The 14,577-nt window shown below is 51.3% G+C and carries 13 protein-coding genes; 6 read left to right on the forward strand and 7 right to left on the reverse strand.

The window, feature by feature from the left end; translation table 11 throughout:
• The first annotated feature begins 216 nt into the window (after positions 1 to 216).
• From AMM48_RS05590 to AMM48_RS05600, 3 genes are all read left to right on the forward strand, one after another.
• Complete coding sequence (locus tag AMM48_RS05590; RefSeq protein ID WP_102783265.1) at positions 217 to 2,667, forward strand: bifunctional diguanylate cyclase/phosphodiesterase; 2,451 nt, start codon at positions 217 to 219, stop codon at positions 2,665 to 2,667.
• 528 nt (positions 2,668 to 3,195) lie between these two features.
• Positions 3,196 to 3,522, forward strand: coding sequence for a hypothetical protein (locus AMM48_RS05595; RefSeq protein WP_102783266.1), 327 nt, complete (start codon positions 3,196 to 3,198; stop codon positions 3,520 to 3,522).
• Positions 3,523 to 3,673: 151 nt separating this feature from the next.
• Positions 3,674 to 4,537: a DUF4743 domain-containing protein gene (locus tag AMM48_RS05600; protein ID WP_102783267.1), complete on the forward strand. Its 864-nt coding sequence runs from the start codon at positions 3,674 to 3,676 to the stop codon at positions 4,535 to 4,537.
• 43 nt (positions 4,538 to 4,580) lie between these two features.
• Here AMM48_RS05600 and AMM48_RS05605 read toward each other — a convergent pair whose 3' ends face one another.
• The 3 genes from AMM48_RS05605 to AMM48_RS05615 form a co-directional block, all read right to left on the reverse strand.
• Complete coding sequence (locus AMM48_RS05605; RefSeq protein WP_101299157.1) at positions 4,581 to 5,060, reverse strand: hypothetical protein; 480 nt, start codon at positions 5,058 to 5,060, stop codon at positions 4,581 to 4,583.
• A 105-nt stretch (positions 5,061 to 5,165) separates the two neighbouring features.
• Positions 5,166 to 5,627 (reverse strand): methylmalonyl-CoA mutase, encoded by a 462-nt coding sequence (locus tag AMM48_RS05610; protein ID WP_102783496.1) that lies wholly within the window; start codon positions 5,625 to 5,627, stop codon positions 5,166 to 5,168.
• Positions 5,628 to 5,759: 132 nt separating this feature from the next.
• Positions 5,760 to 6,431 (reverse strand): NnrU family protein, encoded by a 672-nt coding sequence (locus AMM48_RS05615; protein WP_102783268.1) that lies wholly within the window; start codon positions 6,429 to 6,431, stop codon positions 5,760 to 5,762.
• 201 nt (positions 6,432 to 6,632) lie between these two features.
• Here AMM48_RS05615 and AMM48_RS05620 point away from each other — a divergent pair, with 201 nt between their 5' ends.
• Positions 6,633 to 7,073: a GcrA family cell cycle regulator gene (locus tag AMM48_RS05620; RefSeq protein WP_022731092.1), complete on the forward strand. Its 441-nt coding sequence runs from the start codon at positions 6,633 to 6,635 to the stop codon at positions 7,071 to 7,073.
• A 132-nt stretch (positions 7,074 to 7,205) separates the two neighbouring features.
• Here AMM48_RS05620 and AMM48_RS05625 read toward each other — a convergent pair whose 3' ends face one another.
• Positions 7,206 to 9,161 (reverse strand): bifunctional 2',3'-cyclic-nucleotide 2'-phosphodiesterase/3'-nucleotidase, encoded by a 1,956-nt coding sequence (locus AMM48_RS05625; protein WP_102783269.1) that lies wholly within the window; start codon positions 9,159 to 9,161, stop codon positions 7,206 to 7,208.
• Between the two features lie 167 nt (positions 9,162 to 9,328).
• A complete protein-coding gene (locus AMM48_RS05630) occupies positions 9,329 to 10,600 on the reverse strand; it encodes an MFS transporter (RefSeq protein ID WP_102783270.1) in 1,272 nt (423 codons plus the stop codon).
• Between the two features lie 155 nt (positions 10,601 to 10,755).
• On the opposite strand from AMM48_RS05630, the gene AMM48_RS05635 reads away from it, so the two are divergent.
• Positions 10,756 to 11,556 (forward strand): helix-turn-helix transcriptional regulator, encoded by an 801-nt coding sequence (locus tag AMM48_RS05635; protein ID WP_102783271.1) that lies wholly within the window; start codon positions 10,756 to 10,758, stop codon positions 11,554 to 11,556.
• 180 nt (positions 11,557 to 11,736) lie between these two features.
• On the opposite strand, the gene AMM48_RS05640 is transcribed toward AMM48_RS05635, so the two are convergent.
• Positions 11,737 to 12,174: a hypothetical protein gene (locus tag AMM48_RS05640; protein WP_102783272.1), complete on the reverse strand. Its 438-nt coding sequence runs from the start codon at positions 12,172 to 12,174 to the stop codon at positions 11,737 to 11,739.
• A gap of 894 nt (positions 12,175 to 13,068) precedes the next feature.
• Between AMM48_RS05640 and AMM48_RS05645 the strand changes: the two genes are divergently transcribed.
• Positions 13,069 to 14,058 (forward strand): AraC family transcriptional regulator, encoded by a 990-nt coding sequence (locus tag AMM48_RS05645; protein WP_158246431.1) that lies wholly within the window; start codon positions 13,069 to 13,071, stop codon positions 14,056 to 14,058.
• 78 nt (positions 14,059 to 14,136) lie between these two features.
• Here AMM48_RS05645 and AMM48_RS05650 read toward each other — a convergent pair whose 3' ends face one another.
• Positions 14,137 to 14,520, reverse strand: a complete 384-nt coding sequence (locus AMM48_RS05650) for a hypothetical protein (RefSeq protein WP_146030385.1) — start codon at positions 14,518 to 14,520, stop codon at positions 14,137 to 14,139.
• Positions 14,521 to 14,577: the final 57 nt, after the last annotated feature.

Here is a 14,577-nt window from a genome sequence, read left to right on the forward strand (position 1 = left end):
GCTTGGTTACGACCGTCTTTGGGTAAAATAGAACTGCCGCACGATAAAGTGCAAAAACAACCCCATATTCAATCAGAAGCGGCAGTTGTGCAGAACCTTCGGGCTTCACAAAACAAATACGTTTGCTTTGCACCCGGGTTCAGAAATAAAATCATGCGAGTAAATTCGCTTACCACTTGGGAATAAATGATTATTTCCGAATTGATCGGCATGTAGATGTACAGAATATATGATTGCCTTACAACGCAACACGACATCGTTCTGGTGTTGGTTGCTGTATTACTGGGGCTTGGCGGCATTCATACTGCCTTCAATCTGTATGCGCGCGCCTGTATCGGACGTCTTCGCCAAAGGATCGCCTGGCTGTTCCTGACCGGTGTTGTGACCGGCAGTGCAATCTGGGCAACGCATTTCATTGCAATGCTGGCCTATGATCCGATTGTGCCCGTTGGCTACGATCCGGTTTTAACCGCGGTTTCGCTGGTGATTGCCATTGCCGCGACCAGTGTCGGCTTTGCGATTGCGTCGTTCCGTGGCCCGCATCCGGTTTTGTCACGGGTGGTCGGTGGCTTGATTGTCGGGCTTGGTATTTCGGCCATGCATTTCACCGGCATGTCGGCAATGAGCGTTCCGGGCGTGATCAGCTGGCACATGGATATCGTGATCGCAGCCATTCTGTTGGGTGCAGTGTTTGGCATGATATCACTTTGGCTGGCCGGGTCGGCACGCACCACACGCGAGATGTTGTGGGGCAAGACCAACCTGACGATCGCCGTTGCCACCATGCATTTCAGTGCCATGGGGGCCCTGATCATTACGCCTGACCCGACAATGCGGGTGCCAGCACAGTTGATATCAAGCGAATATCTGTCTGTTGGTGTGGCGGTTATTGTCACAATCCTGATTGCCATTGGCTTTATCACTGCCATGGTCGACCGCCAACTGCGTGCCCATGTCAGCAACCGGATGCGCATTCTGGGCGACTCAGCCATCGAAGCACTCGTCCTGACCCAAAATGGTCGGGTGATTGAAACCAACGAGAGCTTTTTGCGGCTGGTAAATGCCAGGCAGGACGAGGTCAATGACAGCGAATTCCTGTCGCACTGGCTGACCGAAGTTCCGCAAGCTTTTCGCGGTGGGAGCATCAATTACGTTGAAACATCCCTTCGCACACGCGATCAGGTCGATGTTCCGGTTGAAGTCATACGCCGTGAAATCCCGGCCGATGACTTTTCCGACAACACTGTGATTTTTGGCCTGCGTGACCTGCGCGAACGTCACGCCGCCGAGAAGCATATCCGGTTCCTCGCAGAACATGACTCACTCACACAGCTTTTAAATAGAACGACCTTTAATGATCGTATTACCGAAGCAATCATTGAAGCCGACGAGACCGGCGTGCCGATGACGGTGATGTGTCTTGATCTTGATCATTTCAAGGAACTCAATGACAGCTTTGGCCACATCGCAGGCGATCATGCGTTGCGTGAACTCGGCGAACGGCTGAGCAAGCTGAACTCAGACAATATTACAATCGCACGGGTTGGCGGTGATGAGTTCGTTGTATTGCTTCATCATCAAAACCGACCCGACGTGGCGCTTGCATCGGCAAATGCGCGCGCAGTCGCGCAAGACATTCTTGATTGCATCGCCATCCCGATCTTTATCAATAATAACCACCGGGCAAAACTGTCTGGCAGCATCGGCATTGCACATTATCCATCCGACGGCGAGGATGCCGAGGCCATCCTGTTCCATGCCGACCTTGCCATGTATCGGGTCAAGCAGTCGGGCGGCAATGATACGGTATTTTATTCGTCGGAAATGGACGAGGAATACCGCTTCAAGCGTCAACTATCATCCAATCTGCGTCAGGCAATGGAAAACGATACGCTGGAAGTCCATTACCAGCCGCAATGCCATGCAGACAGTCATGAAATCATGGCATTTGAGGCCCTTTTGCGCTGGAACGATCCGCAAATGGGCAACATACCGCCCAGTCGTTTTATACCGGTCGCCGAAGAAACCGGTTTGATCAATCAGGTCGGCGAATGGGTGCTGCGCAAGGCATGTCAGGAAGCAGCCAGTTGGCGAAAACCGCTTGGCATTGGCGTCAACCTCTCGGCTGTTCAATTGCAGGACCTTGAACTTCCAAACATCGTTCGCAGAATTGTTGAACAAAGCGGTCTTGATCCGAGACGCCTTGAACTTGAAGTTACCGAGACAGCACTTATTCACAACCCGGCCAGATCAATGAAGATCCTGTCCGAGATCAAGAAACTTGGTGTTCGCATCGCAATGGATGATTTCGGGACGGGGTATTCATCGCTGGCGACGTTGCAAAACTTCCCGGTCGACCGGATCAAAATTGATCAGTCCTTTATTGCCAAACTGATCGGCAATGATCAGGCGGTAGCGATTGTGCGTGCGGTGATAAACCTGAGCCATGATCTTAACCTTTCTGTCATTGCAGAAGGCGTTGAAACTGATGATCAGGCAAGGTTCCTGACCGATAACGACTGCAATGAGGTTCAAGGGTACAAATACGGCTACCCCCGCCCGATCAACGAATATTGGCATGTTGTCCATCCGAACAGCAACGATCAGGATATCTCAACTGATCTGGCGAAAAGCGCGAATCGGGTCTCTGGATCCGAGGCGCGTTAAACCGTTTACCCGAAACTGTCGTCGCCTGATTTGGGCAACACCGCATTTGTGACAAAAACAGCAGGAAAAAAGCGACCTTTTCCATCAGGTTGAAAGTTTTTTGACGTTTTTTGAGTCAGAGCCCTTGTATCGCGCCCTTTTGCCTGCCTATATTCGTTCTGTGCCCTGAGGCACCCCGAAGCTACCTGTCAGAAGACGGAGTGACTATGATGAACAAGCGTAAAGCCGTTGCTATTGCCATTGCCCGCGAACAGCAGATTGCCCGTTCGATGGAAATCCTGTTTGCAGGAACCATTGTGGCCATTATCGCATCGCTACTGATCATTTGATCGAATTCCCGCGTTCATCTTTTCCCGGTTAGCAATTTTGAACCGTGCGGTTCTGAAAATAAATGACTGCAAATTAGCTTCATGACCGATCACCGTATTTTCGTTGCCATCATTACGCGAATTATCAGCCCGGCAGTCTGAGGACGCCGGGACGTGCCTGTTCGCCTATTTGATACAATGAAAACATGTGTGCATCGTCATGACCAATCATGCTTATGCTGCGCTTGATCTAACTGCGCAGCCCAAGAAATCCGTCTATTGCTATTCTGTCCACGCCGCAGCCGAACCGGACGTCATGCCCCGCGTATTGGAACTGTTTGCCAAACGTAACCTGACACCGACCAGCTGGCATTCAACCGTTGCCAGCACCAATAGTGGTTACGACGAACTGCAAATCGACATCCAGATTCAGCAGCTTGAATCCAAAGTGGCCGAGCATATCGCGCGCTGCCTGCGTCAAATCGTGCATGTAAATACGGTGCTGACGTCGGAAAAAGGGTATTCAAACTCGGCACTGAGCGCATAGGGTTATCTTCTGCCTCACCGCATCAAACCAGCGCCATCCCATAAATAAAATGGTGCATGTTTCAAGGCCAATGAACTAGGGTGTCCGGGTCGTGGCACTGTCTTGATCATCTTGATCACAAGGCAGTGCGCCCCAACCGACGGAGTGCCCTTTGTCCTACCTTGACCATATCAAAGCCTGCAACAATGCCAACCTGTCACGCTATGCGCGCTTTCGCATTGGCAATGCACCACTTGGTGCCGTCCGGTCCGATTTTGCCAATGCGCTGATCGGGCTTGGCGGTGACTTCGTGCGCGATGAAAATGGTGAGTTTGGTTTTGCCCGTCATATTCAGACGCCAGCACAACGCAACGACACCTTGCATAGGGCAACGGTTCAGCTTTGCGATACTGGCCATATAAGGCACCTGCACGGCGAAAAGTTTGACGTTCGGGCCTCTCTGTCAGAAGCCCCACTCTGTCAGCTGGACCGTTTTGCCATGCCCCATTTCGGGTTTCGATCCTGGGGGGTGCATATGAACGGTTATGTCCGAAAATCCGATGGTCTTCACATGTGGATTGCCAAAAGGTCACAAGACAAACCAACCTACCCCGGCATGCTCGACAATATGGTGGCTGGTGGGCAGCCCGCAGGACTTGGCTTTCGTGAAAATATGATCAAGGAATGCGCTGAAGAAGCCGACATTCCATCCTCACTTGCCGATGGCCTTCAGGCGGTCGGTACGGTTTCATATCTGTATGAGACTGATGAGGGCCTTAAACCGGATGTCATGGTCAATTATGATCTGGAACTGCCCGAGACATTTGAACCAAGATGTGCCGATGGTGAGGTTGAGCGATTTGACCTTCTGCCAATTGCTGAGGTGGCTGAGATTGTTCGTAGCGGGTTTGACTTCAAATTCAACTGTGCGCTGGTGATCATCGACTTTCTGATCCGGCACGGTTACCTCACCGCAGATAACGAACCAGATTACAATGGTCTGATCACGGGCCTTCATCGCGATATCAATCGCTAGAACCTGTTGTCTGTCGGGTCAATGAGGGTGCTGCGAAAGCAGACTACTGGCGGGTGTTTGGCCCGCCCAGCAATGCACCAACGGCCATAACCGTCAGTTTGGCGCGCAGGTCTGGATCAAGTTTATCAAGATCAACCTGCTTTTTGCGTAAGGCCGACACGGCTTCTGCGATCAGTTCTTCGCGCCGCGCGTCTGCCTTGGTCGGCATTTTGCTTTTCTTTTTGCCCAGTTTGACGTCGGCGGCATCCAATGCCTTGAGGATTGCCGCATGCGGCGCGTCGGCCTGCTCGGTCAAGGTTTCTGCCAAAGCAAGAGCACGGGCTTCTTCAAGCGACATGCCGTCTTCCTGATGGGCCATGGCGCGATCTTCAATACGGCGCGCCTGTCGGGCATTGGTCGCCATCTGTTCGGCGGCTGCCGTATCACGGACTTCGAGGGATTGCGCTTTGTTGTAGGCGTTAATGGCCTCCCGGCCACTTTTGCCGACAAAGACGCGCATCAGCGTTTCCTTGAGCAATCCCATCAATACGTCCTTTGATTAAACATCCCGCTTCCGGGGGCAACTATTATGCACCCGAAAGGGTTTCGAAATCATTGCCTGTTTCATATTAGAAGATTCGACAGCACTTTAAATATGTTGTGCGACACGTCCTTCTTCAACGGCCAAAATGTATTCAATCAAAGCTTCGCAGTCAGTGGTTTTGAGATGATCAAGATCGCACAGGAAATCGACATTGCTTTTCGCCGGGTCATCCGGGTGGCCGACAATGCCAAATTTCACATATTCCCCATCCAGGGCATCTAGCGACGAGATAATGTCTGCGACACTCACCCGGTCGTCCGCAGTCAGTGACGTTCTGATCAGGACGAGCATATCCGCGTCACAATCAATGACCTGACGTGCAATGGATTGTGCATCTGAATGTGCGGGTGCGACATCGACGTCAAAGCCGCCATCAGCAAACAGGGTCGCGACCTTTTTATGGTGCCGTTCCTCATGCGAAGATGCTGTCGCCAACAGAAGTCGTGGATGACGGCCTTCCATTTCAGCGAATTTCGCCAAGCTTGTCGCGAGTTGGGAAGAAGTCATGGTACCTCGCTTTGCGTAACCGGCAGCGGCACAGAATGCATGCGCGGTAAAGATAGTATCCTTATCAAAGGCCGGGCTTGCAAGCACCGTGGTCAAGAACACATCGAAAGACGCATTTAAAACAAAGATCGCTTAGCCACCAAATGCGCCGAGCGCCCCAAGTGGGCTGATGCCAATGACATATCGGTGGGCGATGATCAGGCAGGCATAAATCATCACCCCCAAACCAATTTCACCCAGACCAATCGCACCATGAAGTACTGCACGCGGGGCAAACCGCCGAGTCCCGGCCAAAATCTCAGATATTTCGGCCTTTGACATCTCTTTCATGCGGATTTTTTCCATTCTGGCAAAACCGACCAGAGCAAAAACAGCACTTCCGCCAAAGAATATTACCGCGACCAGATCCCCATTGGGCAGCACATGTCCAAGTCCCCACAAGAATGCCCCAAGCAACAACGGATGCCGACAAAATGCATTAATCCCGGGGCGGTTTGGATCAAAACCATTTTTTCGCCCGATCGACAATGGACAGGGTTGAAGAATGGTCGCAGCCCACAAAATACATGCAGGTAACATCAGGCACAGCGCGACATAGACCTGCCATGGGGCAAACGGCCAAAGGGGTATGAAATCAGCAACAAGCACCTCGTGAATGACCCAAACCAGCAACACCAGCGAAAGCACTGAGAAGCAAACAACGTAAGCCCTTTGCCCCATCCATCCGACGATCTGATTTCGCATCAGACCGGGGATGATGTGGCCTGCCAAGAACACCACAACAGATATGAAAAACCAGATCAAATGACGATCTCCCCTTTACATTACGGCACCAACATGCAAATTGCGCTGTTCGCGCATCTTGGTCGTGGTGCGAATCTCCATGACACTTGCGTTACGCGATATTAGTAGATACGTCTGTATCCCTGTTTGACATCGGACAATAAGCATCTGTCATCGGTAACATACCGTCGGGCAGACAACGGAACACGGAATATACTCGAAATGAGCTGGACGCCGGAAAAGATTGAATTGCTGACTTCGCTCTGGAATCAGGGCTGGACCACGGCACGCATCGGTGAAGAACTGGGCGTTGGCAAGAATGCTGTGGTTGGCAAGGCACACCGCCTGGGACTGCCCAAGCGCCCCTCCCCGATCCAGCGCCGCGCGGAAGAAGCCGAACAGAAAAAGGCTCCTGCGCCGAAACAGCAGAGCAAAGGCATCTCTATCTATGATCTCGGGCCGGGCATGTGCCGCTGGCCGTTTGGTGATCCGGATACGGATGATTTTTATTTCTGCGGTAAGAAAAACATTCCGACCAAACCTTATTGCGACGAACATTGCGCGCAGGCCTATTTGAACGGCAAAAACCCACGTGAAGACAATCCGCCTTCGCAGCAGGGCGGTCCGAACAGAGGCCCACAGCGCCCCGGCGCAAAGAAATAAGTTGATCGGCTTAGATCGACCTCCAGAATTCAAAAAGCCGCCCAGCACATCCGGGCGGCTTTTTTTAGTTTCATATTCTGAACCGGAACACACCAAGCATAGCGCAAGGTAGCTCCGGCCAGACATCAATCATTATTTGGTTTGCAGGACATATTTGGCAAAACCATCCTTATCCTCACCGATAAAACTGATGTCGTCAGGGGCATTGACCGCCGATGATGCCTTTGGACTGGTGACGAACGTCACCTCGGACGCATCCCCAATCGGGGCAAAGCTCCAGTTACCATCCGCTTTCGGATCAATCGTCTTTTCCGACAGAATATAGTTGCCCAGAACGGTGCGGTTTTCATCGGGTGCCTCGACAATGACGGTCGATCCATCCAGCCCCGGGAAATTGCCACCACCACCGGCGCGATAGTTGTTGGTCGCGACAACAAACTGCTGATCGGCGTTCACCGGCTTACCCTCAAATGCCAGATTGACGATGCGGTGACTGTCGGCATTCACCACCTCACCCGCCTTGTTATAGCGGGCTGGTTTGGTGACATTGATCTGATAGGTCACCCCGTCAATCACGTCATAATTGTACGTTGGGAAATCCGGGTTAATAAGCGGCTGTTCTTCGCTACTATTCGGATCAATCTGATTGAACTGGCCGGCCGACATTTCCAGCCATTCGCGAACTTGATCGCCATTCAGCAGTACCGCACGGACTGTGTTGGGATAGATATAAAGGTCCGCAACGTTCTTAAGCGCGATTTTGCCTTCTGCAATATCGGTAAAGTAATCCGGGCCGCCACGACCACCGGCCTTGAACGGAGCCCCGGCTGACAGGATTGGAATGCCGTCATATTCCGAACCGTTCAGCAGTTTTTCCAGATACCATTTCTGGGCATTGGTCACGATCTGGATCGACGGATCATCGGCCACCAAGGCAAAGAAACTGTTGATCGGGGCAGCGGTCGTCCCGACACCTTCGCGCATATAGGCAATGGTGGCTTCGTGTTCTTCTTTTACTGCTGCGACCACATCAGGGTCGGCTTCGACAAGCGGGGTAACGTCACGACCTTCGCGCTGATAAATCGGGCGGGCTTCCGACAGGCTGTCGACCACGCTCCATGTCCCGTCATCTGACACATTCAGTTGCAGGTCAATCACGCCAAGGTGACTGCCCCAAAAGCCCGGCATGACGGCTGCAACACCATTAATCGTGCCCTTGGCAAGATCGACACCTTTGACATCGGCAAAGTCTTCTGAGGGGAACACCGTGTGGGCGTGGCCAAACAGGATGGCATCAATGCCTTCAACTTCGGACAGGTAATAGGTGGCGTTTTCTTCCATGCCATGGCGTTCCATGGTCGAAAAGCCGGAATGGGGCACCGCAATAACGATGTCCGCCCCCTTGGCACGCATTTCCGGCACGTATTTCTTCGCCATATCGACGATGTCTTTGGAAATCACCTTACCGGCGAGGTTGGTCTTGTCCCATTGCATGACTTGCGGCGGAACAAACCCGATCACGCCAACTTTTGCCTTATGGGTTTTACCGTTGTCATCAACGAATTCGCGGTCCAGCAAGACATAAGGCTCGAAATACGGTTTGTCGTTTTCTGCGTTATCATCGCCGTCATCGACAAATATATTGGCACTGACATAGGGGAAATCGGCACCGGCGAGTGACGTGGCAAGGAAGTCGAGACCATAGTTAAACTCATGATTGCCAATGTTGGCGGCGTCATACCCCAGAAGGTTCATTGCCTTATAAACCGGGTGTATTTCACCTTTTTTCAGGCCGCGTTCCTTGGCCATATAATCGCCCAGCGGGTTACCCTGAATAAGGTCGCCATTATCAACAAGGACCATGTTTTCGGCTTCGCCGCGTGCGGTTTTGAGCAATGTCGCAACCTTGGCCAGCCCGACTGTGTCAGACGCCCCATCACGGTAATAATCATAATTGACCAGATGCGTATGAATGTCGGTGGTTTCCAGAATGCGAAGCGAGACCGAACTGTCCGCCAAAGCCGTCCCGCTGGCGAGTGCCAGCGACAGCCCGACGAGTACCGCCCCTGTGTTACGAATGTGCGCCATGTGTCTTTTCCCTGTTCACGTACTTAATCACGAAACATTATTCCCGTTCAGATGGTCAAGATTTTGAAGATTTTGCGAAAAAGATGCGGCAAACACAAATAGAAACGCCTGCGTCATTGCGCAGGCGTTTCTAAAGTCACGTCAATCGACAGTTTAAAAGCTTCTAATCAGGCCGGATGCAGTTGCGCCGATTTATACCCCCGCACCACTTCATTTCCCGGTTCCGGGTCATTCGGCACGTTAAGGGCAAGGACCAGTGACACAGCCGCCATCGCAGCCCCCGCAAGGAAGACCGCACTTGGTGACAACAGCCAAATCAGGCCAAAGGCCGCGGGAATAAACACCGCAGCAATATGGTTGATCGTAAAGCTGACACCTGCAGTCGATGAGATATCAGCCGGATCGGCGATCTTCTGGAAATAGGTTTTGATCGCAATCGCCATCGCAAAGAACAGATGGTCAATCACATAAAGCCCACCGGCGATCTTGTCGTTCTCGACAAAGGCATAGGACATAAAGACGATGAACAAACCGGCATATTCAAATGTCAGTGCCCGTCTCTCGCCCCATTTGGCGATCAGTTTGCCGATTTTGGGTGCCAGCACCATGTTGATCGCATGGTTGAGAAGGAACAACAGCGTGATGGTCGCGGCGTCATAGCCGAATTTCTCAACCATCAGGAAACCGGCAAAGACGGTAAATATCTGACGCCGCGCGCCGCTCATGAAGGTCAGGGCGTAATACAGCCAATAGCGTTTGCGCAGGATCAGTTTTTTGGTTTGCGGATGGGCATCAGAGAATTTGGGGAAAGCGCCCCAGACAAACAGGGCGGCAAGAACGGTCAACGCCCCCCCCAGCAGATAGACATAGCGATACTCGACATTGAACACTTCAAGCATCACCCAGACGATGCCAAACATCACCAGCGACGACACGGACTTTGCTGAAAGCTGCCGGCCCATCACCATTGCCGTGCGTTCCTTTTTCACCCACTGCAGGGACAAGGCCTGCTGCATGGTTTCAAAATAATGGAAGCCAATCGACATCAGGACCGTGGTGCAATACAGCCCGATCACGGTCGGGAAATAACCAGAAATCGCCACCCCGATCCCCAACACCAACAATGAGAGCAAGGCAAAGGTTTGTTCGCGTAAAATCAGTAAAACAAATATCGCGCTAAAGGCCATAAAGCCGGGAATTTCACGCAAAGACTGCAAAATTCCGATTTCACGTCCGGTAAAATCGGCCATCTCGACCGAAAAATTATTTAAAAGCGCCATCCAGGTTGAAAAGGACAACGGCATGGCCGCAGCCATAACAATCAAAAGAACTTCGGGGTTGCGCCAGCCCTTATAGACCGGGCCACCGACATCACCATTTGCCACTTCACCGAGCGGGGCGGCGTGATTACTGGCTTCTGGTATGATTTGTTTGGACATTTTGTCTCCCAGACAGGGCCGCGTTGGTGGCGGGTCCTTTGTCACAACAATGGTTGATTTGGAATGAGACCAAGTTAAACCTGTCGAGATCGTCTGTCTTACGATAATCTGCCAATATATACCGCAAATCAGACAGTTTTATTTGGACGAATGTCATGCCCCACATCATGAACACGTTTGAAGGCCGCCCCATTCATCACAACAACCGTCCCCGGCCAAAAGAATTGCCGCGTGCGGTCTATGTCCGGGTCAGTGACATGCCTGCGGGCTATCACGTTGCCGCCCATAGCCATGACTGGAACCAGCTACTGTACGCCATTGAAGGAACCATGACCGTCCTGACAGAGGCCGGCATGTGGATTGTCCCACCACAGCGAGCTGTCTGGGTGCCTCCCCATACCGATCATGCAGTAACTTGCAGCGGATTAACCCGTGCACGCCACCTTTATATCGGACGTGATGTTTCGGTGAACCTACCCAACCGATGCATGGTTCTTGACGTCAGCCCGCTGTTGCGTGAACTGATCCGTGCGGCGACCGAAATCCCGATTGAGTATGACGAAGACGGCGAAGAAGGGCGTCTTATCCGTGTTTTGCTCGATCAACTAAAGGCCCCGGATCAGGACAATTTGTATTTGCCTGCCCCAAAAGACCCCCGACTTTCAAGGATTTGCGAACATCTGCAAGGGGATCCTGCAGACAACCGTACACTTGATGACTGGGCAAAGGTTTGTGGCGCGTCAAGCCGCACACTTGCCCGCCTGTTTCAACGTGAAACCGGCATGCCGTTTCGTGAGTGGCGGCAAAAGTTAAGGCTGCTGTATGCGTTGGAACGGCTGGCCAATGAACGGCCGGTCACAGAAGTTGCCCTTGATTTGGGATATGAAAACACGTCGGCCTTCATTGCCATGTTCCGCAAGGCAACGGGCAAAACACCCGGTGGCTATTTCCGATAAGCCGTTTGATGCCAGCCCAAGAGACAAGAAGACCCGATGCCGGGTGCAGCACAGATCACAAAAACGACCGCCGATCAGACAAAGTCACCTTCGTCTTTTCGGCGGCGCAATGATTTATCAAAGATCAACTATTTGGTCCGGACACTTTGGGTTTTGTAAAATGCCCCATCCGGATAGCCGTTAATTCGGTTTGTAATAATGCGGGCCGGGTGGGATCACATTATCCGTGCTGTCGTCTTTGTGTTCATACACACCGTTCAACCTCGGTTTCCCGGCAGGCTTTCGACGGCTTTCAGCACACATATTATGCATTTCGATCATGGCATCCGATGACCAGCCGCTGTTGTTTGTCAGCGGTCGCTTGGGCGGAAGCTTTTCCGATGTTCGATGCTGAATGGTTTTGGGATCTCGGTGCTTGGCTTCAAGCCCAGAATTTACTGAAATCAATCGTTCAAGGGCGGGCATGATATCGACAATGGACTTTAGGACCGCAACACTGTCGCCAATAGCACGGATCATTGCTGTGGCGTTTTCAGCGTTGGAATTGTCGAAGTAGGTCGAATCTTCCGCCTCTTGTGCGGAAAATAAGGTGCGCTTGGCCGCAGCAGTCAAACGCATCGAAATGAGATCTTTCCAAACCTCGTGGTTTGGTTCCCCATGCCGACGGCCTGGGTCTAGATGGCAGTTTTCCCCCAGATACCGTCCAGGGTCTGTATGATAGACCTCTCCTTTACGGCGTGCTGGGTGTAATTCAAATGAATTCATCTTCTCCCCCGGAGAAATATGACGGCTCTACCTGATCGCTCGAAGCGGATTGTGCTTTCGAGATTCTATTTTAGTTTTGTCTAGACGGAGATATCACACATTGCGTGAAACCAATGCGCAGAGCGTCCAAAACATTTTACAGAGTGTCCAGAAAAAGCCCGCCAACCCTTGTCATCCGCGCGTTACAGAAATACGGACCAATACTTTGGTGTAGAAATTCAAGAATTTATTATACTAAAGTATTTTCAAATATATAATTAAGTGAATATATAAATATACGGTATGCGAAGTTCGATCTTTCCCGTGGCCCGAGCCTCAAGCTGCAAGACAAAGACAAAAACAGAAAGAAATACAAGTACCTAAAATAAGGGAACCGTAACAAGTAGTACGGAAACTGTTTTCCTAGCTCCTCGGCCTGACAACCAGACGTCGACCTGCAGCACGTGGTCCTTGGCTCGGACATCATGGTCTATTCCGAGAGACATTGTCCCGCACGACGTTGCATTACCATTTTCTCAGTATTCTAATTAACACTTTTAATATGCCTATACATAAGTGATTTTGCACTAATGGTTAATTTAGGCTATCTTACATTAGTGGATAGGCAAGTAAGCCTGACCCAATCCACATTTTAATAATGCATCATCTGATGCGTGCCATGTAGGCCATTTGGGGAAGATAACAATGCAATCGGAACAGGCGTCAGCTGGTTGTTCCAGCTCTTTTTTTACGGTCGATAACCTTCCAATGCATGAACGCTATGGCGTTTGGAAGGACTCAATCAATTGTCTTTTTGGGGTCGAAGCCGATAAAACGGTTCGCGACGAAAACTTTACGTCAAGTATTGAGTCACATCTTTTCGGCTCATTGATGTTGATGGATGTGAAATCGCGGCAACAAAGCTTTGAGCGTGCCTATAGTCAGATTGCTGGCAACGGTATGGACCACTATGGCGTTGGCCTCTACACCAACGGTACGGTTCATTGCGAAACCGGCAAGGGCGGCACGGAAATAAAACGTAATGGGCTTATTGTCTATGACCTGACACAACCATTTATAGCCCAGACAAGTGATTTGCAGACCTTAACACTGGTCATGCCACGTCCCCTTGTTGAAGAATTACTTCATCAACCGAACGATCACTGTATACGGTTTCTTGATCCAGGCGATCCGATGGTCCGAATGCTGCGTGATCAATTGATCTCATTGCACAAAAATGTCCGCACTCTCACTCATCAACAATCAAGTACTGTCGAGAAAATATTCGCCTTGATGTTCGCAAACTGCATCAACACGGCAACCGGCCTCACCCGTGAAACAAGCCATCAGCGAAACGGCATCATGAACATGGTCCGCATGCGCCGGTATTTTCGTGAAAACCTTGGCTCACCGGATCTGAACCCACGTCAGGCGGCACATGATCTTGGGGTCTCTCGGTCCAAGCTGTACAATTACTTTGCGCCTTATGGCGGTGTTTACAATTACATTCGCGACATGCGGTTACGTCAGGCAATATCGCTGTTGAACGATCCTTTAAGGGCGCGTTCTTCGATCTATGACATTGCACTGGAGTGCGGTTTTTCCAGCGACGCCAGTTTTATCCGGGCATTCCGTGAAAAGTACGACACGACACCGGGCGAAGTCCGCAATGGGGCTGTGGTTAGCGAACGCCAAACAACAAACACCAATGACCTTGTCGATAAACGCTATGAAAGCTGGCTTTACGGGCTGACCTAATGGCAAAACGCCCAACCGACGTGGTACGGTTGGGCGTCCTTTTCAGGCTTTCGTTAGACGATCAGGGATATTTGTGCGTTATACCGCCCAAAGCGCTGTATCGTGCGCGGGATGAATGCCCACGACCGCCATAATTTCAATATTCTCGGCCTCGAACATCCGTATCATATGAAGGCCATGATACGGATTGGGCACAAGAATAATATCCCCAAGACCAAGGTATTGCGTAATCGCCTGATCAAGGTTTGCAAGATTTTGTTCAATAATCACCACTGGACGCTGGTGAGGTGGCTGTCTGCACGCGATGACATCATCGCCGCTACAGTACGTCGCGCTTAACATCATCAAAGGCCTTTCCCTACCTGGTTTTCGACCTGCACCATCGCCCGATGACATTTCATCGTATCTGGCAACGGCACCCTTTCTGATGAGCACAACTTTGAAGCAATCTGCCAATGGCACTATGCCGTTTGTCCATATCTATGCACCAAGCGTCCAGATATTTGCCGTAACCCCGCG

It is taken from the genome of Thalassospira sp. GB04J01 (assembly GCF_000751115.1).
Taxonomy (GTDB): domain Bacteria; phylum Pseudomonadota; class Alphaproteobacteria; order Rhodospirillales; family Thalassospiraceae; genus Thalassospira; species Thalassospira lucentensis.

Bases quoted from the DNA above. Each gene is read 5' to 3' on its own strand.
- AMM48_RS05590 (WP_102783265.1), top strand. From the start codon at position 217: ATGTACAGAATATATGATTGCCTTACAACGCAACACGACATCGTTCTG.
- AMM48_RS05595 (WP_102783266.1), top strand. From the start codon at position 3,196: ATGACCAATCATGCTTATGCTGCGCTTGATCTAACTGCGCAGCCCAAG.
- AMM48_RS05605 (WP_101299157.1), bottom strand. From the start codon at position 5,060: ATGGGATTGCTCAAGGAAACGCTGATGCGCGTCTTTGTCGGCAAAAGT.
- AMM48_RS05610 (WP_102783496.1), bottom strand. From the start codon at position 5,627: ATGACTTCTTCCCAACTCGCGACAAGCTTGGCGAAATTCGCTGAAATG.
- AMM48_RS05620 (WP_022731092.1), top strand. From the start codon at position 6,633: ATGAGCTGGACGCCGGAAAAGATTGAATTGCTGACTTCGCTCTGGAAT.
- AMM48_RS05625 (WP_102783269.1), bottom strand. From the start codon at position 9,161: ATGGCGCACATTCGTAACACAGGGGCGGTACTCGTCGGGCTGTCGCTG.
- AMM48_RS05630 (WP_102783270.1), bottom strand. From the start codon at position 10,600: ATGTCCAAACAAATCATACCAGAAGCCAGTAATCACGCCGCCCCGCTC.
- AMM48_RS05635 (WP_102783271.1), top strand. From the start codon at position 10,756: ATGCCCCACATCATGAACACGTTTGAAGGCCGCCCCATTCATCACAAC.
- AMM48_RS05640 (WP_102783272.1), bottom strand. From the start codon at position 12,174: ATGCGTTTGACTGCTGCGGCCAAGCGCACCTTATTTTCCGCACAAGAG.
- AMM48_RS05645 (WP_158246431.1), top strand. From the start codon at position 13,069: ATGCATGAACGCTATGGCGTTTGGAAGGACTCAATCAATTGTCTTTTT.